This window comes from Streptomyces sp. JLBJ103 (genome assembly GCF_058215575.1).
In genome coordinates, this window is the sequence record NZ_CM177089.1 from 1,587,307 (window position 1) to 1,607,511 (window position 20,205).

14 protein-coding genes are annotated in these 20,205 nt (G+C 72.5%); 4 read left to right on the forward strand and 10 right to left on the reverse strand.

The features are described from left to right. Positions 1 to 90: 90 nt before the first annotated feature. The 5 genes from AC4BEG_RS06815 to AC4BEG_RS06835 all read right to left on the reverse strand — a co-directional run bounded on the left by AC4BEG_RS06815 (position 91) and on the right by AC4BEG_RS06835 (position 5,807). Complete coding sequence (locus AC4BEG_RS06815) at positions 91 to 642, reverse strand: GNAT family N-acetyltransferase (RefSeq protein WP_490705008.1); 552 nt, start codon at positions 640 to 642, stop codon at positions 91 to 93. A gap of 101 nt (positions 643 to 743) precedes the next feature. Beyond that, the gene (locus AC4BEG_RS06820; protein ID WP_490705009.1) at positions 744 to 1,484 is read right to left on the reverse strand and encodes a 4'-phosphopantetheinyl transferase family protein; all 741 of its coding nucleotides are present in this window, start codon (positions 1,482 to 1,484) and stop codon (positions 744 to 746) included. Positions 1,485 to 1,600: 116 nt separating this feature from the next. Beyond that, positions 1,601 to 3,622 carry a S9 family peptidase gene (locus AC4BEG_RS06825; protein WP_490705010.1) on the reverse strand — a complete coding sequence of 674 codons (2,022 nt, stop codon included), beginning with the start codon at positions 3,620 to 3,622 and terminating at the stop codon, positions 1,601 to 1,603. A gap of 3 nt (positions 3,623 to 3,625) precedes the next feature. Then, a complete protein-coding gene (locus tag AC4BEG_RS06830) occupies positions 3,626 to 4,981 on the reverse strand; it encodes a M20/M25/M40 family metallo-hydrolase (protein WP_490705011.1) in 1,356 nt (451 codons plus the stop codon). Next, a complete protein-coding gene (locus tag AC4BEG_RS06835; protein ID WP_490705012.1) occupies positions 4,974 to 5,807 on the reverse strand; it encodes a M55 family metallopeptidase in 834 nt (277 codons plus the stop codon). The genes AC4BEG_RS06830 and AC4BEG_RS06835 overlap by 8 nt, the downstream gene beginning before the upstream one ends. A 250-nt stretch (positions 5,808 to 6,057) precedes the next feature. On the opposite strand from AC4BEG_RS06835, the gene AC4BEG_RS06840 reads away from it, so the two are divergent. From AC4BEG_RS06840 to AC4BEG_RS06850, 3 genes are all read left to right on the forward strand, one after another. After that, on the forward strand, positions 6,058 to 6,231 hold the full coding sequence (locus tag AC4BEG_RS06840; protein ID WP_490705013.1) for a hypothetical protein: 174 nt from the start codon (positions 6,058 to 6,060) through the stop codon (positions 6,229 to 6,231). A gap of 116 nt (positions 6,232 to 6,347) precedes the next feature. After that, positions 6,348 to 9,341 (forward strand): helix-turn-helix transcriptional regulator, encoded by a 2,994-nt coding sequence (locus tag AC4BEG_RS06845; protein WP_490705014.1) that lies wholly within the window; start codon positions 6,348 to 6,350, stop codon positions 9,339 to 9,341. Between the two features lie 150 nt (positions 9,342 to 9,491). Further along, complete coding sequence (locus tag AC4BEG_RS06850; protein WP_490705015.1) at positions 9,492 to 9,980, forward strand: carboxymuconolactone decarboxylase family protein; 489 nt, start codon at positions 9,492 to 9,494, stop codon at positions 9,978 to 9,980. Between the two features lie 108 nt (positions 9,981 to 10,088). On the opposite strand, the gene AC4BEG_RS06855 is transcribed toward AC4BEG_RS06850, so the two are convergent. Both AC4BEG_RS06855 and AC4BEG_RS06860 read right to left on the reverse strand, forming a co-directional pair. Beyond that, complete coding sequence (locus AC4BEG_RS06855; RefSeq protein ID WP_490705016.1) at positions 10,089 to 11,372, reverse strand: sensor histidine kinase; 1,284 nt, start codon at positions 11,370 to 11,372, stop codon at positions 10,089 to 10,091. Next, the gene (locus AC4BEG_RS06860) at positions 11,362 to 12,039 is read right to left on the reverse strand and encodes a response regulator transcription factor (RefSeq protein WP_490707001.1); all 678 of its coding nucleotides are present in this window, start codon (positions 12,037 to 12,039) and stop codon (positions 11,362 to 11,364) included. Before AC4BEG_RS06860 ends, AC4BEG_RS06855 begins: the two co-directional genes overlap by 11 nt. A 128-nt stretch (positions 12,040 to 12,167) precedes the next feature. On the opposite strand from AC4BEG_RS06860, the gene AC4BEG_RS06865 reads away from it, so the two are divergent. Further along, complete coding sequence (locus tag AC4BEG_RS06865) at positions 12,168 to 13,955, forward strand: glycosyltransferase (protein ID WP_490705017.1); 1,788 nt, start codon at positions 12,168 to 12,170, stop codon at positions 13,953 to 13,955. Here AC4BEG_RS06865 and AC4BEG_RS06870 read toward each other — a convergent pair. The 3 genes from AC4BEG_RS06870 to AC4BEG_RS06880 all read right to left on the reverse strand — a co-directional run bounded on the left by AC4BEG_RS06870 (position 13,858) and on the right by AC4BEG_RS06880 (position 19,987). Beyond that, entirely contained in the window at positions 13,858 to 14,592 is a 735-nt protein-coding gene (locus tag AC4BEG_RS06870) for a class I SAM-dependent methyltransferase (RefSeq protein ID WP_490705018.1), read from the reverse strand. The two genes, AC4BEG_RS06865 and AC4BEG_RS06870, sit on opposite strands and share 98 nt — an antisense overlap. Positions 14,593 to 14,726: 134 nt before the next feature. Then, the gene (locus AC4BEG_RS06875; protein WP_490705019.1) at positions 14,727 to 17,216 is read right to left on the reverse strand and encodes an ATP-binding SpoIIE family protein phosphatase; all 2,490 of its coding nucleotides are present in this window, start codon (positions 17,214 to 17,216) and stop codon (positions 14,727 to 14,729) included. 251 nt (positions 17,217 to 17,467) lie between these two features. Next, positions 17,468 to 19,987, reverse strand: a complete 2,520-nt coding sequence (locus tag AC4BEG_RS06880; RefSeq protein ID WP_490705020.1) for an MFS transporter — start codon at positions 19,985 to 19,987, stop codon at positions 17,468 to 17,470. Positions 19,988 to 20,205: the final 218 nt, after the last annotated feature.

Consider the following 20,205-nt stretch of genomic DNA (forward strand, 5'->3'; position numbering starts at 1 on the left):
CTCGGGTCACCTCTGCTGTGGCGACCGTCCGATGACCATGGAACCGCGTCGCGGGCCCGGTGAACAGAGCGGCCGCACACCGCGGATGGCTCATTCGCCCCGGGCGTCGTCCAGCATGTCGCTGGTGATGGCCCAGCGCTCGTGGTCGCGCCAGGCCCCTTCGATGTAGAGGAAGTCGGGCGAGAAGCCCTCCAGCCGGAGGCCGTGCCGCTTCACCAGCCGGAGCGACGCCTTGTTGCCGGGCTGGATGTTGATCTCGATGCGGTGCAGTCCGAGCGGGCCGAAGGCGTGCCGCAGGACCAGTCCGAGCCCCTCGGACATATAGCCCTGTCCGGAATGGGGTGCGAAGGCCCCGTAGCCGATCGATCCGCACTGGAAGGCGCCGCGCACAATGGTGTTGATGTTGATGAATCCGGCGAGGGCGCCGGTCTCCCGGACACAGACGAGGAAGCCTTCGCGGTCCTCGCGCTCCAGCTGGGAGATGAAGGGCTCGTACGCCTGCTCGGTGGTGGGCAGGGTCAGCCAGGGGCGGTGGAAACCGGCGCTCTCGCGGGCGCGGCGGATGAACTCCGCGCGGTCCTCGCGCCGGTGGGGCCGGATGGCCACGCGGGCGCCCTCGGCGACATACGGATGATCAGGCATGGGCTCATGATGGTACGGGGCGGTGGACCGCGCCAGCGGTTCACCGCCCCGTACCGCGGAACCGGCCCCGCCGGGTCCGCGGTGGCGGCCGCCGAGCGGGGTCAGGCCGGCTGCGTCGGGTCCAGCAGGGCCAGGGCCGCCGCGTACCCGGAGCCGGAGGGGACCGCGTCGGCCAGGGGGACGTCGAGCAGTGTCCAGGGACCGACCGGCACCGGCTCGGGGCCCGTGCCGACATAGCTGATCGACGGGTCCTGGGACAGCCCGGTGCCGATGCCCTTGAGATACGCCTCCTTGCGCGTCCAGCAGCGGGCGAAGGCCGCGGGCCGGTCCCCCGGCGGAAGCGCGTCCAGCTCGGCGCGCTCCGAGGGGTGCAGGCTCCCGGCGACCGTCTCGACCACGGAGGCGGGCTGGAGCTGCTCCACATCGGCCCCGACCGGGGAGCCCGCGAAGGCGAACAGCACCAGATCACCGGCGTGGGACATATTGAAGTGCAGGGGGTGGCCGGGCACCGCGGGGCGGCCGTGCGGACCGCCGCAGCCGGGGCATGCCTCACGGGTGAACGGCACGGCGGCGGGCTCCAGGTCGAGATAGCCGCCGAGCAGCTGACGCAGCCCCATATGGGCAGCGGTGTAGCGCAGGCGGTCCTCCTCGCGCATGAACTTCGCGGCCCGCTCCCGCTCCTCGGCGTCCAGGATCTTGTCGGGTGCCTCCATCTCGGGGGCGGAGGTATAGGCGGAGACGCTGAGCAGCCAGGTCTCGGGCCCGCCGTGCGGCCAGGTGCCGGACAGGGCGGCGGGCAGCGGCTCACGGCCGACGATGCGCGGGGCCCGTGGGGGTGTCAACTCGCTCCTCCAGAAGGGGTGATGGCGAAATGCCCGGTGTTGCGGTGATCACGCTACCGGGACCGCGGGGCCCGGGGCAGCGGAGCCCCGGAAAAGTCATGGGGCGTGGGCCGGCGTCATGTCTTCAGATCCAGAGTGGGGACATCGGTGCGGGCGATCCCGAAGGTCTGGGTGTAGAGGGAGAGTTCGGCCTCCAGGGCGCGGATCATGGTGTCGGAGCGCCGGAAGCCATGGCCCTCGCCCTCGAAAGAGAGATAGGCGTGCGGAATGCCGCTCCCGGCGATGACCTCGAGGAAGCGCTCGCACTGCTCGGGCGGGCAGATGGTGTCTTCCAGCCCCTGGAGCAGCAGGAAGGGCGCGCGGATCCGGTCGGCGCGATGGATCGGGGACCGCTCGCGATAGCGCTCGGGGACCTCGGCCAACGGTCCGACCAGCGACTCCGTATAGCGGGACTCGAAGTCATGGGTACCGCCGGTGGCCCAGGCGGTGAGGTCGAGGATGGGGTAGCTGATGGTGCCGCAGGCGTAGAGCCCGGTGGTGGCGAGGGAGACGGCCGCGGTCCAGCCACCCGCGCTGCCCCCGCGGATCGCCAGCCGCGCGCGGTCGGCGGTGCCTTCGTCGGCGAGGGCGTGGGCGACGACGGCGCAGTCCTCGACATCGACCACACCCCACTGGCCGTGCAGCCGGTTGCGGTAGGCGCGGCCGTGGCCGGTGGAACCGCCGTAGTTGACCTCGGCGACCCCGATACCGCGCGAGGTGAAGTAGGCGATCTCCAGATCCAGGACGAGCGGGGCGCGGGAGGTGGGGCCGCCGTGGGCCCAGACCACATAGGGCGGCAGCTCGCCCTCGGGCGCGGTGTGGTGGGGATGGTGCGGTGGATGGATCTGGGCGTGGACCTCCCGGCCGTCCGGCCCGGTGAAGGTGCGGACCCGCGGCTGGGGGTAGTAGGCGGGGTCGACGGGGTCGGTGTGCGGGCTGCCGATGACCCGGGCGTGACCGGTGCGGGCGTCCAGCTCGACCACCTCATAGCCGCTGCGGGGGCTCGCGGCGACACCCCTCACCCGGGTGCCGGCCACGGCGAGCGTCGGCTCCCATTCGGTCCATGGCCCGGGGACATCGGCCAGTTCGCCGGTGCGGGGGTCGAGGATGCCGAGCACGGCGGCGCCCCGGCCGTGGGTGACGGCGATCAGCCCGTCGGGCAGCGGGGCGAACCAGCGGTGGCCCAGCTTCCACAGCGGACCGGCGAACTCCTCCTGCCGGTCGCAGAGGGTGGTGCGCGCAGGGGCGCCGCCGCCCACCGCGTCGGGGTCGATGCGCTGGAGCTGCCACCAGCCGCTGCGGTCGGAGACGAACAACAGCGAGCCGTCGGGCGCCCATTCGGCCTGTGGCACCGATTCCCCGGTCCCGCCGACCACCGGCCGTACCGCGGTGAACACGCCCTCCGCGGTGATGTCGGCGAGCATCACGACAGTGCCGTCCCAGGGCATCCGCGGATGGTCCCAGGCGATCCAGACGGCCCGGCGCCCATCGGGCGAGAGCCGGGGGCCGGTGACGAAGTCATGGCGGGCGTCGGTCAGCTCCCGCACCGCCGCGCGGTCCCCGGCGGCCGAACCGTCCAGCGGTACGGCGGCGATCACCCGCCGTACCTCACCGGGCCGTTCGCCGGTGGACTCCTCCAGCACTCCCCACACTTCGCCGCGCTCGGGGTGGATCCGGAGATCCGCCCAGCGCAGCCCGCCGCCCACCCGCGACACCGGGGTCAGCGGGCGCGGTGCCGCCCTCTCCGGGGCATCGGGCTCGAACGCGTACAGCCGCTGGTCGGCGAAGTGGACAAAGACCGCCAGCGGGCCCCGGGCCGAGCGCGGCACCGCGGCCCACGGGGTGCCGCCGTACCCCATGACCCGGCTGCGCGCATTCCACGGCGCGGGCAGGACCGAGCGCTCCGTGCCGTCGGTCCGCCGCCGCACCAGGGTGCGGCGGCCGCCCTCCGCCGGGCGCGGCGCGGTCCACCACACCTCCTCCCCGACGCTGCCCAGATACTCCGGATGACCGTCGTGGGAGGCGGCGAGCGCGGCGTCCACCGGGGAGTGCCAGGTGCCGTAGGGGGCGGACACGGTCGTCGTCTGCTGCTGCCGCATCGCTCACGCCCTCTGCAAGAAGTGGTCGAGCACCCGGACGCCGAAGTGCAGGGCGTCCACCGGCACCCGCTCGTCCACGCCGTGATAGAGCGCCTGGTAGTCGAAGCCCTCGGGGAGCCGCAGCGGTGAGAAACCGTAGCCCAGGATGCCGAGGCGGGAGAACTGCTTGGCGTCGGTGCCGCCCGACATGCAGTACGGCACCACGTGGCCGCCCGGGTCGAACCGCTCCACGGCGGCGCGCATCGCCTGGTACGTCGGGGCGCCGGGTCCGACCGGCGCCTGGAGCGGAACCTCGCGGTGATGGAACTCCCAGTCCACCTCCGGCCCGGTGAGCCGGTCGAGGGTGGTGCGGAACTCCTCCTCCGCGCCCGGCAGCGTCCGGCCGTCCACATAGGCGGTGGCGCTCCCCGGGATCACATTGATCTTGTAACCGGCTTCCAGGACCGTGGGGTTGGCGCTGTTGCGCACGGTCGGCTCGACCAGGGCCGCGGCGGGGCCCAGCGCGGCCAGCAGCGCGTCGATGTCGAGATCCGGCGCGTCCAGATCGGCCGGATGGCCCCGCAGCGCGGCCAGTTCGGCCAGCGCGGCCTTCACGGTGGGCGTCAGCCGTACCGGCCACTGGTGCTCACCGATCCGGGCCACGGCCGCGGCCAGTCTGCTGACCGCGTTGGCCCGGTTGACCTTCGAACCGTGTCCGGCCCGGCCGTGTGCGGTGAGCTTGAGCCAGGCCGTGCCGCGCTCGCCCGCCGCGATGGGGTAGAGCCGCATCCCGAATCCGGCGTGGAAGGTGAAGGCGCCCGACTCGCTGATGCCCTCGGTGCAGCCCTCGAACAGCTCGGCGTGCTGATCGGCGAGAAAGCCGGAGCCCGCCACGGCGTTGTCCTCCTCGTCGGCGGTGAAGGCCAGCACGATGTCCCGGCGCGGCCGCACCCCCGACCGGGCCCAGGCGCGCACGGTCGCCAGCACCATCGCGTCCATGTTCTTCATGTCGATCGCGCCGCGGCCCCACACCACCCCGTCGCGGACCTCGCCGGAGAAGGGGTGCACGGTCCAGTCGACGGGCTCGGCGGGCACCACGTCCAGATGGCCGTGGACGAGCAGCGCGGGCGCGGCGGAGTCGGTGCCCTCGATCCGGGCGACCACATTGGTGCGCCCCGGCGAGCGCTCCAGCAGGGTGGGGTCGATGTCCACATCGCTGAGCATCTCCGCCACGTACTCGGCGGCCGGGCGCTCGGAGCAGTCGCCGCCACCGCGGTTGGTGGTGTCGATCGCGATCAGCTCGGAGGTGAACCGCACCACCTCCTCGAGCGCCTGTGCATCGATCGCTTCGATCGCCTGGGGACGGTCGGTGTCAGCCATACTGCTCCTCCACCGCGGCCGAGACGACCGTCGTGACCGCCTTGAAGCAGCGGATGCCCTCGTACATGGTGGGTGAGGTGTAGGCGACGCGGCGCTCACCGCTGGGCTCCACCCCCGGCACCACACTGGCCGCGCCCACCAGATGCGCGGCGTCGAACTCCAGCTCCACCGTGAACGGACCACCGCGCACGGGCACATGGCGCACCGCCAGCGCCGCCGCCTCCCGTGCCGCCTCCCGGATGTCCGCGGCGGTGCGGGCGGGGGTGCGGCACACCGCCGCATAGCGCGACACATAGTCCTTGACGGCGACCGAACGGGCCGCGGGCGCATAGCCCTTGGCGTCCTCGCAGGTGCGGTCGTCCCCGGTCACCAGCACCACCGGCACCCCGTACTCGGCGACGACCAGGGCATTGAGCCGGCCCTCGCTCGCGGGCACACCGTCCACCCACACCCCGGTGATGGAGTTGGCCAGATAGGTGTGGGCGAGGACGCCCTCGGTGCCGGCGCCGGTGTGATAGCCGACGAACGCGATCCCGTCCACATCGCCGTGCTGCACCCCCTCGACCATGCTCAGGCTCTTGTGCCGGCCGGTGAGCATCTGGGCCCGCTCGTCCAGCTCCTCCAGCAGCAGATTGCGCATCGTCCAGTGCGCCTCGTTGATGAGGACGTCGTCCGCGCCCCCGTCGAGGAACCCGGCGACCGCTGCGCTCACATCGGACGTGAACAGACGGCGGCAGCGCTCCCACTGCGGGGTGCCGGGCAGCACATCCGCGGGCCAGGTCACGCCCGTGGCGCCCTCCATATCGGCGCTGATGAGGATCTTCACGACTGTCCCCGCTCCTCCCAGGTCACTGCGCTCACCTTCTCACCTGCCCCCCAACATGCCCGGGGCACGCTGCCAACTTTGCTCCCTGTGTCTTCTTGTCATGATCACGGAACTCCTAAGGTCTCCTTACCTCGGACCTAAGGCCCCTCCTGGGCGGCAAGATGCGCAAGCCTCCCCATGTGGCACCCCCACCTTGGACACGACGCTGGAAGCAGCACAGCAAGAGACCAGCTCGTCCAAGGAGACCGTCATGCTGCACCACGAATTCCAGGCTGCCCGCCAGGCCGCCGTCCTCGCCCGCGCCAGGCAGCGCTGCCTGGTCCGTGCGGCCCAGCAGGCCGCGAAGGCGGTACGTACCACCGCCGACAGCACCTGCGGTGCCGACAGCCGCAAGCACTACTTCCGACTCTGGCGACGCGCGTGAGACGTCCGTCGCCGACCCCGCGCCGTGTGACGGAGCACGGGCATCGCGTGGCCGAGCACCCGGATGCTGCGGCGGTCACTGTCCCTCACCTCGTACGACATGCGATGCTCGGCACCGTGCACAGCAGTCACACAAGCCCTGTTTTCGTGGGCCGCAGCGCCGAACTCACCGCTCTCGACGAGGCCCTTTCCCGGGCGAACGCCGGAGAGCCCCGCGCCCTCTTCGTGGGCGGCGAGGCCGGCGTCGGCAAGACCCGGCTGATGCAGGAGTTCCTCGGCCGGGCCGCCGCGGGCGGGGCCGTCGTCGCCCTGGGCGGCTGCGTGGAAACCGGCGCCGACGCCCTGCCGTACCACCCCGTCTCGACCGCCCTGCGCTCCCTGCGCCGCCGGCTCGGCGCGGAGCTTGACGCCGCCATCGCCGGCCAGGAAGGCGAGTTGGCCCGGCTGCTGCCCGAGCTCGGCGAGATGGACCGGGGACGCCCCGAAACCGAGGGCCGTGCCCGGCTCTTCGAGCTCACCGTCCGCCTCCTCGAGCACCTCGCCGCGGACCGGACCCTCGTTCTGGCCTTGGAGGACCTGCACTGGGCCGACCGCTCCACCCGCGAGCTGCTCAGCTATCTGCTGCGCGCCCTCACCCACAGCCGCCTGCTCATCGTCGCCACCTACCGCGCCGATGACCTGCACCGCCGCCACCCGCTGCGCCCCGCCCTCGCCGAGTACGAGCGGCTGCGCACCGTCACCCGCCTCGAACTGCCCCGCTTCGAACGCACCGAGGTCCGTCGCCAGCTCGCCGCCATCCGCGGCGAGGCCCCGCCCGAGCAGGTGCTGGACCGGGTCTTCGAACGCTCCGAGGGCAATGCGTTCTTCGTCGAGGAGCTGGCCTACGGCATCCTCGAAGGCTCACCGGGCGGCATCAGCGACTCCCTTCGCGACCTCTTGCTGGTCCGCGTCGAGGCGCTGCCGGACGAGGTGCAGCGCGTGGTGCGGATCGCCGCCGAGGGCGGCTCCGAGGTGGAATTCCGGCTGCTGGCCACTGTCACGCGCCTCACCGAGGACGAGCTGATCGAGACCCTGCGTACCGCTGTGGGCGCCGCCGTCCTCCAGCCCTCCGAGGAGGGCGAGTCCTTCCGCTTCCGGCACGCCCTGATGCGCGAGGCCGTGGCCGGCGACCTGCTGCCCAGCGAGCGCTCCCGGCTCAGCCGCCGCTACGCCGAGGCGCTGGAGGCCGACCCCACGCTCGTACGGTCCGAGGAGCGGGCCGGGCGGCTGGCCGGCTACTGGTTCGACGCCCGCGACCCCGCCAGGGCGCTGCCCGCCGTGATCGCCGCCGCGGCCGCCGCCCGCGGCCGACACGCGTTCGCCGAGCAGCACCAGCTGCTGGAGCGGGCCATGGAGTTGTGGGACGACGTCCCCGAGGAGCTGCGCCGCGAGACGATGCGGCAGGGCATCGAGAACGGGCTGGCGTCGGCCAGCTACCCGGACATGCCGGGCGACTTCGTGGACCTGCTCGCCGCGATCAGCGTCGCCGCGCGCCTCGCGAGCGAGCGGGAGCGGGCGCTCGCCCTCGGCAAGCGGGCGCTGCGCGAGCTGGAGGGCGACCCCCTGCGGGCGGCCTGGTTCTGGATGGAGCGGTACCAGCTGGTGCGAGACCTGTCCCGCTCCGACGGCTGGGACGAGATCTCCCAGGCCCAGAAGCTGGTCAAAGACCTGCCGCCGTCCGTCGTACACGCCGAGGTACTGACGTATGCGGCGCACTGGTACATCGTGCACCAGCCGGCGCCGAGCGCCCTCGAGACCGCGGAACAGGCGGTGGAGCTCTGCCGGATAACGGGCGCCGACATCATCGGACTCGCCGCCCAGCACACCCTGGCCTGGCTCACCATCCACTCGGGCAACGTCGAGGCCGGGCTCGAGCGGGCCCGCGAGGTGTGCGCCCGGGACCTGGAGCCGGGCAACGCCAACGTCCTGCTGCGCGGCTACGGCAACCTGGCCACGGCACTGCACGGCCTCGGACGCTACGCAGAGGCCGTCGAGACCGCCGAGGAGGGCAGTGGCCTGGCCGAGCGGCACGGGCTGCCGAACACCGCCTCGTACATCGACAGCAACCTCGCCGAATCCCTCATCCACCTCGGCCGCTGGGCCGACACCGACGAAGTCGTCGAGCGGGCCCTCGGCCGCCGTGGGGTGAGCGTCCGCATGCGGGCGCTGATCGCCGAGCGGAGGGCCGAACTGGCTCTGGCCCGGGGTGCTTACGACGAAGCCCGGCGCCGGATGGAGGAGGCCGGCAGCAGCACCACCGGCCCCTACCCGGAGCCACAGCACACCCTGGCCGTCGGCCGCATGGCCATCGCGCTGGCGGCCGCCGACGGCCGGATTCTCGACGTCCGCTCCCTGCTGGAGACGGCGGTCGGCGAGGCCATCCCCTTCGGCCATCACCGCTACGGCTGGCCCCTGTTGTACGAGGCTGCGGCGGCGGAGGCGCGGGCCCGCGGGCTCACGGTGGCCGAGCCGGGGCGCGAGGCGGCGGTGGAGCGGATCCGCAAGGCGATGGAAGGCCAGCCCCAATTCGTACCGTTGTGGGCCGCGCAGGCCCTGATGATCCAGGCCGAGCTGCTCACCGCCGAGGGCCGGGACGCCACCGCCCGCTGGACGAAGGCCGTCGCCGCCACCGAGCAGCTGGAGGCCCCGCTGCTGCTGGCCACCGCCCGGTTGCGACTCGCGGAGGCCCTGATCACCCAGCGCCGCACCGGGTCCCGCGAAACGGCCGGTGATCTGCTGCGGCAGGCCGAGGCGGTAGCGCGCGAGCTGGGCGCAGCGCCACTCGAGGCGGAGATCACCACGCTGGCCGGCCGCGCCCGGATCCCGCTGCGGCAGGCCGACGCGGAGACGGCCCCGCCCCCGACGCCGGCGGCGGCGCTGGGCCTGACCGCCCGGGAGCGGGACGTGCTGCGGCTGGTCGCCGCCGGGCGGAGCAACCGGCAGATCGCGGAGGAGCTGTTCATCTCACCGAAGACAGCGAGCGTGCACGTCTCCAACATCCTGGCCAAGCTGGGCGCTTCAGGCCGAGGGGAGGCCGCGGCCATCGCGCACCGGCTGGGGGCCTTCGAGTAGCCGCGCAGGACGCTCTCTCCCCGAGAAGGACGGGTTGTCACCAGGTCCGGAGCACGCCGGAGAACTCTTCCGGATTCCTGTCACATCTGCGTACGCCGCTCCGTCAGTGTGGTGAAGACGCCAACCAGGCGGAAACGAAGGAGCGCAGCCATGACGAACACCTCCATCTCCCGGATGCCCAACCCGGCCGAGTTCGTGCCCGAGTTGAACGACATCAGCGCCGCCCTCTTCCGGGCCACGGGCAACCAGTCGGTGCCGCGCACCACGATGAACCTCGTCCACCTGCGCGCCGGACAGATCGTCGGCAACACCTACCTGACGATCCTGAACACCGGCTTCCTGCGCAAGGCCGGAGAGTTCGAGGAGCGCATCACCGCCGTGTCCTCCTGGCAGGACGCCCCGTACTTCACCGACGCCGAGCGCGCCGCCCTCGCCTTGGTGGAGGCCACGCTCCAGCCCGCCCCGCACGGCAAGGAGCGCGTCTCCGACGAGTTGTACACCGAGGTGGCGAAGCACTACGACGAGAAGGCGCTGGCCACCCTGACCATCGCGATCGGCCAGATCAACTTTTTCATCGCCCTGGCCGTCATCGGCAAGCCGCAGCCGGTCAGCTCCCTCGCGGACGAGCAGTGGGACTGACCTGACCGTCAGCGGGGTCGGCCGATCCGGCGACGCGGGGGGCCACATGGTCGTCGACGAACCAACAGACGCCCTTCGCCATGGTTGCGGCCCGCGCAGACACCGGACTCATGTGTCGCCGCTCGGGGCCGTGGCCGACGGCAGTCGCCCGACGGCACATGCCCCGTGCGTGGTGTCCGCGAAGTGGAGGGTGCCGCCATGGCGGACCGCGATCTCGCGGGCGATGGCCAGGCCGAGCCCGGCTCCGCCGGACTTCCGGGTGCGGGCGTCCTCCAGCCGGCTGAAGCGCTTGAAGACCCGTTCCCGGTCCGCCGCGGGGATTCCGGGGCCGTCGTCGCGGACCTCGAACACAACGGTTTCCCCGCCCTCGCGGCACTCGGTACCGACCGTGACCTCGACCGTGGTGCGGGCGTAACGACAGGCGTTGCCCAGCAGATTGCGCAGCAGCCGTTCGAGCTGGGGGTCGCTGCCCCGGACCCAGGCCGACGGGTCGTCGACGGCGCAGCGGATGTCGAGCGGGCGGGGGTGGCGCAGATGCCGGTGTTCCACGACCAGATCGTGGGCGAGGTCGGTGAGGTTCACCTTCATGTCGGCGGCGGGCGCGCCGCCGTCCAACTGGGCCAGCAGCAGCAGGTCGTGGCTGAGGTTCTGAAGCCGCACGATGTCCCGCAGGGCGTCGCGTACCCGGGCCTCCCAGTCGACGCCGTCCGGGTGCGTCAGGGACGATTCGAGGGAGGCCCGCAGCCCGGCGAGGGGGCTGCGCAGTTCGTGGGAGGCGTCGGCGACAAACCGCTGCTGGAGTTCGGCCGCCCGCTCCAGCCGGTCCAGGGTCGTATTGATACTGCGGGCGAGCCGGGCGATTTCATCGGCCGAATCCGAGACCGGCACCCGACGGCCCAGCGACCGGGCCGTGATGTCCTCGAGATCCCGGCGGATGGCCTCGACGGGGCGCAGCGCCCGGTCCGCCGCTGTCCACGCGGTGACGGCAAGGGTCACGACGACGAGGGATCCCCAGAACGCCAGGCCCCACCCGAGGCCGGCCAGGTACCCGAACGCGGATCCGCCGGTCTCGACCGACCACCAGAGTTCGGCGGCGAAGAGGAAGGCCGTGGCGGCGGCGACCACGAGCGCGAAGCGCAGTCGCAGGGACAGCGCCCGTCGGGCGGGCCGCGTGAACGCCCACACCGCGGCACCGACGATCAGCATGACGGCCGGACCCCCGACCTCGGGCCTCCGTACCAGCTCCATGACATCCACGGACGGCAGACACACGGTGGCCGCGATCAGCAGCCAGGTCGCGGTGAGTCCGGCCCGGACGGCGGCGTGTACCCGCGGCGTGATCGCCTTGCGCCGCGGGCGTGCCGCCCGGCTGTCCGGCGCTTCAGACGCCATGGCCGGTCATCCGGTAGCCGATGCCCCGGACCGTCTCGATCGACGCGCGGCCGAAGGGTGTGTCGATCTTTCGGCGCAGGGCGCTCACATACACCTCGACAATGTTGAGATCGCCTTCGAAATCCGCCGACCAGACCTGATCGACGATGTCTATCTTGGGTACGACTTCACCGGCCCGCCGCGCGAGGCATTCGAGCACCGCGAACTCCTTGGCGGTCAGTGCGATCCGGACATCGCCGCGGCCGCTGGACCGGTTGGCGGGATCGATCCACAGGTCGCCGATGCGCAGCACGGTGCGGGTCCGGGCTCCTCCGCGGCGGAGCAGGGCCCGCAGCCGGGCCTCGAGCACCACATACGAGAAGGGCTTGGCCAGGAAGTCGTCGGCGCCGGTGTCCAGCGCCTCGGCCTCGTCGTACTCGCCGTTCTTGGCGGTCAGCATGAGGATGGGCGTCTCGATGTCCTCCGCCCGGAGCCTGGCGCAGACCCGGTATCCGTTCAGGCCGGGCAGCATGATGTCGAGCACGATCGCCTGATACGGGTTCTGGCGCGCCATGTGCAGGCCGACCAGGCCGTCATGGGCCACGTCCACCGCGTATCCGGCCGCTGCCAGGCCCCTTTTCAGGGCGACCGCGAGCCCTTCCTCGTCTTCCACCACCAGTAGCCGCACCGCCTCAGTATCCACAGCCGTTCCCGCCGTCCCTGAAGAGGACTTCAGGATCCTTCAGCGTCGTCTCAGCAGCTCCGGGTGAGCATCGGGCCGTTCCCCGCCTGCCCTTACGGCCCTTGAGGTGACCTATGACCACCGCCCCTGTCCTCAGCCCCGATTCGGTCCGCGGCGCTCCGGAGACCTCCGTGCGGCCGCGGCCCCGTGGCCGACGGGTGGCTCTGGTGGTGGCCGTGGTGACGACGCTCGCCGCCGTCGTACAGCAGGTGCTGCACGCGGTGGGCGTCGCCGGCGGGCAGCCCTGGCCCTGGCTGCCGGTCGCGGCCCCGGCGTGGCTGCTCGTCGGAAGGGGCCCGCGGGCGGCGAACGATCCACCGCCCGTGGTCACTCGGGCCATCGACCGGCTGAGGCGGATACCCGCGTGGGCGGGTGCCGCCGCGGTCCTGGCCTTGGCCGCCGCCGTGTGGGCCGGTCTTCAGGACCACGAGCCGCTGATCGGTCACGAGGAGGCGGTGTACGCGAACAAGGCCCGCTCCTGGCTCGACGGCACCCCGGACGCGGGCTGGGGCAGCTACCGCCCGGTGGGGCTCCCCGCGCTCGGCCGGATCGCCCTGGCCGTGCACCACGACGTCGGGGCGTTGCGGGTGACGGCACTGCTCCTGACCCTGTTCACCCTCACCACGACGTATGTGGTCGCCGCTCGGCTGACCACTCCCCGACGGGCCGTGGTGGTGGCGCTGCTGCTCCTCAGCGGGCTGGGCTTCCTGCGCCGCGTCCCACTGTTCCTCAATGACATCGGCGCCACGGGCCTGCTCCTGATCGTGGTCTGGCTGCTCGTCCGCGCACAGGAGAAGCCCGGTTCACGCGCACTGGCGCTGGTGCCCCTCCCCGCACTCGCGGCCTTCTATCTGCGGTACGGCGTGGTGGGCACCCTCGCGGCCGTCGCCGTCGCCGCGGTCCTCGCCTACGGTCCCCGGGCCTGGCTGGCCCAAGGGCGTCGACTGGCCCTGGGCGCGGGCGTCTTGCTCGCCGGGCTCGTACCGCACTTCATCTACGCCACCGAGGTCACCGGCAGCCCCCTCGGCCTGATCTTCTCCGCGACCGAGCATGCCGGCCGGGCCTATGTGGGCGACGGTCTCGTGTACTACCTGGCCGTCTTCCCGTACCGGCTGGCCGGCGACCTCGGCGGCGTCGTCATGGCCGCGGGGCTGTGGGGCCTGGGCGCCGCGATCCGGCGGCGTCGCGGCGCCCGGCGTACGGGGGCGGCCACGTCGCGGCCCGGCGACCGGCGCCGGGTGTTTCTCGGCCTGGCCGCGGTCCTCACCTTCGTACTGCTCGGCCTGGCCACGGACGGCGAGCCCCGCTTCGTCTACCTGCCCGTCGTCCTGCTGACCGTCCTCGGCGTACAGACCCTCGCCGAGTCGGCCGGCCGCTGGTCCGCGACCCTGCTCACCGCCCTCGCCGCCCTCGCCGCCGTCACCGTGCCGGCGACCGCCCAGTACGTGGCGCACGAAGCGATGCCGGGCCCGACCGCCCAACGCGTCTCGACCCTCGCCGTGGCCCGGCAGCTCGCCGATGACCGCCCCTGTCTGCTGGTCACCGGCTACGAGCCCGACATGGGCTGGTACTCCGGCTGCGACGCGGTCACCTTCGGCCAGTACCGGCGGATGGCGCCGGCCTCCGGGGCCGAGGTGAGCCTCATCCTGTTCGAGCGGGGTCGGCTACAGCCCGGCCCGGCCTCCTTGCGGCGCCTCATCGGCGGGCGTGCCACCACGGTCCGTGAGATTCCCACCGAGGGCTCCCTCGGTGCGGCCACGGTCATCACCCTGCGCGCCGAGCGGCCGGGGCGACCACGAACCACTGCGCCGGCAGGTCGATCCGTGTCCCGTCCGGCCAGTACTCGGTCTGCGGCAAGGTAGTGAGCCCGTGGGCCGGCACCGTCAGGCCCGCCTCGCGCAGCAGCTCCGGTATCTCCGCGGTTCGCGCGTCGGCGGGGCGCAGGCCGTGGTCGAACACCCGGCGGAGCTTCGTCGGCGGGCCGCCGGGGGCCTGCGCGGCCTTCCGCAGAACGGTCTTGGACTCCTCGGTCAGCTCGGCCACGAACGCCCGGCCGCGCCGCCCCAGCAGGGTGGCCACCGCCTCGGCGACCGGCCGCCGGTCGGGCGGGTCGCTCTGGTGGATGACGGCGCGCATATAGACGTTGACGTCGCCCAGCCGCTCGTGGAGTTCCCGTACGCGCTCGGTGTCGGTCAGGTTGAGTTGGTCGAACTCCGCCACCTGCTCCGTATCGGCGCCCCGTGCGTGTTCGATGGCCGCCCTGGACAGGTCCACGCCGATGGCGCGGGGGAAGCGGGTGGCCAGATAGCGGGTCTGGGTGCCGTTGCCGCAGCCGAGGTCGACGATCGGCAGCGAGAGGTCCGCGTACGGCTCCAGCAGCTCCATGTGCGGGGCCGCGCTCAGCGACGGATCCGCGTCCCAGATGGCCTCCCCCGGCTCCTGCGAGGTCTCCTTCCAGTAGCTCTCCCACGCTTGCCTGTAGCGCTCCGACACGCTCATCGCCGCTCCCCGGGTCCGACTCGGCCGACACCATGACGTGCTGCCCGCTGCCTACTCCCACCGCCCGGAGCGGACAAGTGTTGCGGCGCACAACGGTCCGCTCCCCCGGAATCCTTCACGCCATGTCCGCACGCTCAGACCGCCGGGCGCGGCAGCGCCTGCTCGAACCACACGGTCTTGCCGCGCCCCGAACGGCTGGTGCCCCACTCCCGGGCCAGCGCGCTGAGCACCCGCAGCCCCCGGCCGCACTCGTCCTCGCGGCCCGCGCTCAGCAGCGTGGGCAGTTCGTGGTCGTCGTCCGAGACCTCGCACAGCAGCGCCTCGGTACGCACCAGACGCAGCACCACATGGTGGGTGTGGGCGTGCCGTATCGCATTGGTCACCGCCTCGCTCACCAGCAGTTCGGCCGTCCCCGCGGCCTCGCCGAGCCCCCAGCGGTCCAGCCGCTCCCGGACCAGCCGACGGGCCCGCCCGACCTCCTGGGGATCCAGCGCCAGCCGCCACTGGGCGACATGGTCGGCCGGGATGCCGTTCAACCGGGCCATCAGCAGCGCCACATCGTCCTTGCGGCCATCGCGGGGGTTGAGGGCGCGGATGATGGTGTCGCAGGCGTCGTCCATGGACGCGGCCGGATGCGCGGCGGATTCGCACAGCGCCGCGAGCCCCGCCCCGATGTCCTGGCCGCGCACCTCGACCAGCCCGTCGGTGCACAGCACCAGCCGGTCGCCGGGCGCCACCGTGACCCGCGCCGTCTCGAACGGCACTCCGCCGACCCCTATGGGCGCCCCGGTCGGCAGCTCCAGCAGCTCGCTGCGGCCGTCCCGGGCGCGCACCAGCACCGGCGGGATATGACCGGCGTTGGCGATCAGCAGCTCGGAGCGGATCGGGTCGTAGACGGCGTACAGACAGGTGGCGAGATAGTGCTCGCCGAGCCGCTGCGCCAGGTCGTCGAGGTTGCGCAGCAGTTGGGCGGGCGGCAGGTCGAGGGCGGCCATGGTCTGCACGGCGGTGCGTAACTGGCCCATCATCGCGGCCGAGTTCAGCCCGTGTCCCATGACGTCGCCCACCACCAGGGCGGTGCGCGAACCGGGCAGCTTGATGCTGTCGAACCAGTCACCGCCGACCCGGCCGAGCCGGGTGCCGGGCAGATAGCGGGTGGCGGTGTCGCAGCCCGCCATCCGCGGGGTGACCTGCGGCAGCATGCTGTCCTGGAGTGTCTCGGCGACGTTCTCCTGGAAGGTGTACATCCGGGCGTTGTCCAGCACAAGACCGGCGCGGGCGGCGAGTTCGGCGCCGGTCGTCCGGTCCATGTCGTCGAACAGCTCCCGCCCGGGACGGCGCAGCAGCACCATGAAGCCCAGCACCACATTGCGCGCCTTGAGCGGCACGATCAGCACCGATCGGCCGTTGATCAGCGGTCGCAGATCGCGCTTCTCGAACTGTCCGGCGATCCGGTCCCCGATCTCCTCGCCGAGGTGCGGGATCAGCACCGGCTCACCGGTGACCATGCACTGGAAGAACGGGGTGTGTTCGGGGAAGGCGATGCTCTCGCCGACCGGCACCGTGTCGTCCCAGCGGCCCGGTTCGTCGTTGTGCTCGACCCAGACGCGGTGCCAGACGGTGGTGACGTCGGGCGGGCCGTCGGGGAAGCCCTCGCCCGCGAGCACCTGGGCACGCAGATGTGTCCCGGCGAAGTCCGCGAAGCGGGGGACGGCGGCGCTGGTGACCTCGCGGATGGTACGGGAGAGGTCCAGGGAGCTGCCGATGCGGCCGCTGACCTCGTTGAGGAACTCCAACCGTTCGCGGACCGCGGCGTGTTCGAGGTCGATCTCCTCGGCTTCGGCGAGCGGGGCGGGCGCCTGGGAGTCAACGAGGCTGTGTGGATGGGGCCGTGCGCCGTCCGTGATCTCCACGCGCTGCCGGACCGCCTCCTGGCGCGCCTGGCGCTCGCGGTAGCGGGGCATGCCCCAGTCCGGGGTCACCGGCACCCGCTCATGGTGGCTGATCTCCAGGACGGGATAGCCGAGGTCAAGGACCTGGGACACGATCCGGCCGATCGCGGCCGGGCCCATATTGGGCAGGATGTCCGGCAGTCGGCCCGCCAGCCGCTCGGCGTCCGGGAACTCGGTGTGCAGCGCGAAGCCGGGCGTGAACCGCTGCTGCTCCCCTGCCGTGTCCGCGCCGGATCCCGCCGCCTCCGCGCCGAGCGCGGCGGTGTCGGCCGCCAGCACCAGCAGCCGTTCAGGCCCCGGCCCCACCAGCGGATACGCCCACCACAGCAGATCGGCCCGATGCCGCGCCGGGTCCCCCATCCGGGCGCGGCCCGCGGTCGGATAGCGGACCGGTCCGTGTCGCGATTCCTCGAGACCGGGGTGGTCACCGGGGACGTCCACGCCGCGCAACGCGCCCGAGACCGGCATCAGATCCGCCGCGGGACGGCCGACGGCCTGGTCACGGGCGCGTCCGAAGAGCCTGCGCGCCCCCGAACTCCAGTGGGTGACCAGCCCCTCGGTGTCCACCACGACCACCGCGAGCGGCATCCTCCCCGGTACGGCGCCACGCCGCCGCGGCACGGCGGGCGCGCCGCCCCGCTCGTCGTCGCCGTGCGACGTGCCATGCTCCATCGGCGCAAGCTCCTTCGCACGCAAGATCTCCGACACCGCTCCTCACCGTACGACCGTGATGGCCGCCCGTGGGGGGCAATACCCGAATAGGTGTCATGTGCGGGGGAGCGCCCCGGACCGTCCGGCGCCGTGCCCGGAATACGGACCCGGTCCGCGCGGGGCCCCGGCATCCGGGGAACGCGAACGCCGCCGGGGCACCCCGGTCGGGGGTCGCTTCCCGGCGGCGCCGACGAGCCGTCGAAGACGGGACGTCAGTCCTCGTGACCCAGCTGGAGGTCGCGTTCGGTACGGCCGCCGCCCGCCACCTGGAGCACCGTCGCCACCGGCGGATAGCCCGCGGCGATCACCGTGTACTCGCCCGCCGACAGGTCGATGAAGCGGAAGGCGCCGTCGGTTCCGGTCGTGGCCGTGTCGACGACATTGCCCGCCGCGTCCAGCAGCGTGACCCGCGCGTCCTCCACCGGGCGGCCGCCGCCCGCGCGGACCACACCGCGCAGCACCGCACCGCCCGCCAGCTCGATGTCCTGCCGGGTCTCCCGCGCGGCCTGCACGGTGACCGGCAGGGCCGCCGGGCGGAACGCGGGGGCGCTCGCGGCGAGGGTGTACTCCCCCGCCACCAACTCGGCCATCACATAGCCGCCTTCGCGGCCGCTGCGGGTGGAGGCGACCACTTCGCCGCGTACGTCGGTCAGGGTCACCGTGGCCTCCCGGACCGGGGTGCCGTCCGCGGTGAGTACGGCCCCGGCGAGCCGTCCCGCGCCGCCCAGCACCACGTCCAGCTCGACCGGGCGCTCGCCGACCGTGACACTGACCGCCCGGGGCTGGTGCCCGCCGGCCGCCGCGATCAGGACGTACGAACCGCTGCCCGGTGTGCTCAGCGCGTACCGGCCGTCCTCGCCGCTCGCACCGCGCCCGATCTGACGGCCGCCCACGTCGATGAGGGTGAGGGCGGCCCGCGGAACCGTTGTGCCGTCGTGGTGCTGGACGGTGCCGCAGACCGGGACGCCCGCGGTGGGCGGCGGCGCGGCGGAGGCGGCGGCGTGCCGCGGCGCCGTGCCCGTGCGCGCCGCCGGTACGACGGGGTCTGGCTGGACGGCAAAGTCGGTGTGGGACACCAGAGGTTTCTCCTTCAGCAGGAAGGCGAGCAGGAAGCCCAGGACGAGCACCGGCACGAGATAGAGGAAGATCCGCGGCATGGCGTGGGCGTACGCCGCGATGTACCCGTCGCGGAGGGGACCCGGCATGGCGTGCACCACCTGCGGGGTGACCGACTCGGGGTCGGGCAGTCCGGCCGCGTCCCCGCCCCGGCCGGATGCCGCCCCGGAGGGCAGCTCGACCGTGAGCCGGTCGGCGAGGCGGTTGGCGAAGAGCGTGCCGAAGACGGCCGCGCCGACACTGCCGCCGATCTGCCGGAAGTAGTTGTTGGCGCTGGTGGCCGAGCCGAGGTCGGCGGCGGGCACGGAGTTCTGGACGGCCAGCACCAGCACCGGCAGCACCAGCCCGATGCCGAGTCCGAGGATGCCCATCCACAGGCTGTAGTCCTGCCGGGAGGTGTCCTCGTCCAGCCGGGACAGCAGCCACATGCCGCCCACCGAGATCGCACCGCCGAGGACGGGGAAGACCTTGTACCGACCGGTGGCGCTGATGAGCTGGCCGGAGAGGATCGAGGCCAGCACCATGCCGCCCATCATGGGCACCATCAGCAGACCGGACTCGGTGGCCGAGACCCCGTCGACCATCTGGAGAAAGGTGGGCAGATAGCTGGCGGCGCCGAACAGGGCCACCCCGATGACCGCGCCGATCAGCCCGCTGACGCAGAAGACCGCATCGCGGAACAGCCGCATGGGGATGATCGGTTCGGGGGCGATGCACTCCACGACGACGAAGAGGACCGCCGAGCCGAGGGCGCCGAGCGCGAGCCCGAGGATGACGCGGTCGCCCCAGGCGTACTCCGTACCGCCCCAACTGGTCAGCAGCACCGCGCAGGTGGAGAACACCGACAGGAACAGCGCGCCCAGGAAGTCGAAACGGGCCCGGCGGGGCGCTTCGGGCACCCGGAGGACCATGGCCACCACGGCCAAAGTGACCAGGCCGAAGGGGACGTTGACATAGAAGCACCAGCGCCAGGAGGCATGGTCGGTGAAGAAGCCGCCGATCAGCGGTCCGGCCACCGAGGCGAGGCCGAACGCGGCACCGATGAGCCCCATGTAGCGACCGCGTTCCCGCGGCGGCACGATATCGGCCATGATCGCCTGAACACCGATCATCAGCCCGCCCGCGCCCACGCCCTGGACCGCGCGGAAGACGATCAGCTCCTCCATGGTGCGCGACCAGCCCGCCAGCGCGGACCCGGCGATGAAGACGACGATCGCGAAGATGAAGACGCTCTTGCGGCCGATGAGATCGCCCAGCTTGCCGTAAAGCGGCAGCACGATGGTGACGGCGAGGAGGTAGGAGGTGACGGTCCAGGACATCTTGTCCAGACCGTGGAGTTCACCGACGACCTCGGGGAGGGCGGTGGCCACGATGGTCTGGTCGAGCGCCGCGAGCAGCAGCGCCAGCATCAGCCCGAAGAAGACCGTCCGGACCCGGGCCGGACTGAGCGGGGCCGCCGCGGCAGGGCCATCAGCCGCGGGGGGCGGCGGGCCGTCCGCCTCGAGGACCGGGGCGGGCGCGTAGCCGGAGGCGGGAGTGTCCGCGGGCCCGTGCCCGTCGGCCTCCCCGGCCCCGCCCGCCCCTTTCGCCAAGGTGGTCCCGGTGGTCTGGCCCACGTCCTGCTCCCCTCATCACGCCTGCGCCGCCGCCCATTTCTCGCATTACGCGTCACAACCGGCAAACCACGACGAATCGTCGATGAGGGGGATGAGGGGACATTCTCCCCGGTGAGAGTGTGTGCGGGCGTTATGCCGCACCGAGGGGGAAACCACCCGAACCGGTGACCGCGGCAGCCGTCCCCTGACGAGGCGGACCGGCCGCGGCCACATGAATC

Bases quoted from the DNA above. Each gene is read 5' to 3' on its own strand.
- AC4BEG_RS06815 (WP_490705008.1), bottom strand. From the start codon at position 642: ATGCCTGATCATCCGTATGTCGCCGAGGGCGCCCGCGTGGCCATCCGG.
- AC4BEG_RS06825 (WP_490705010.1), bottom strand. From the start codon at position 3,622: ATGCGGCAGCAGCAGACGACGACCGTGTCCGCCCCCTACGGCACCTGG.
- AC4BEG_RS06830 (WP_490705011.1), bottom strand. From the start codon at position 4,981: ATGGCTGACACCGACCGTCCCCAGGCGATCGAAGCGATCGATGCACAG.
- AC4BEG_RS06840 (WP_490705013.1), top strand. From the start codon at position 6,058: ATGCTGCACCACGAATTCCAGGCTGCCCGCCAGGCCGCCGTCCTCGCC.
- AC4BEG_RS06850 (WP_490705015.1), top strand. From the start codon at position 9,492: ATGACGAACACCTCCATCTCCCGGATGCCCAACCCGGCCGAGTTCGTG.
- AC4BEG_RS06855 (WP_490705016.1), bottom strand. From the start codon at position 11,372: ATGGCGTCTGAAGCGCCGGACAGCCGGGCGGCACGCCCGCGGCGCAAG.
- AC4BEG_RS06865 (WP_490705017.1), top strand. From the start codon at position 12,168: ATGACCACCGCCCCTGTCCTCAGCCCCGATTCGGTCCGCGGCGCTCCG.
- AC4BEG_RS06870 (WP_490705018.1), bottom strand. From the start codon at position 14,592: ATGAGCGTGTCGGAGCGCTACAGGCAAGCGTGGGAGAGCTACTGGAAG.
- AC4BEG_RS06875 (WP_490705019.1), bottom strand. From the start codon at position 17,216: ATGGAGCATGGCACGTCGCACGGCGACGACGAGCGGGGCGGCGCGCCC.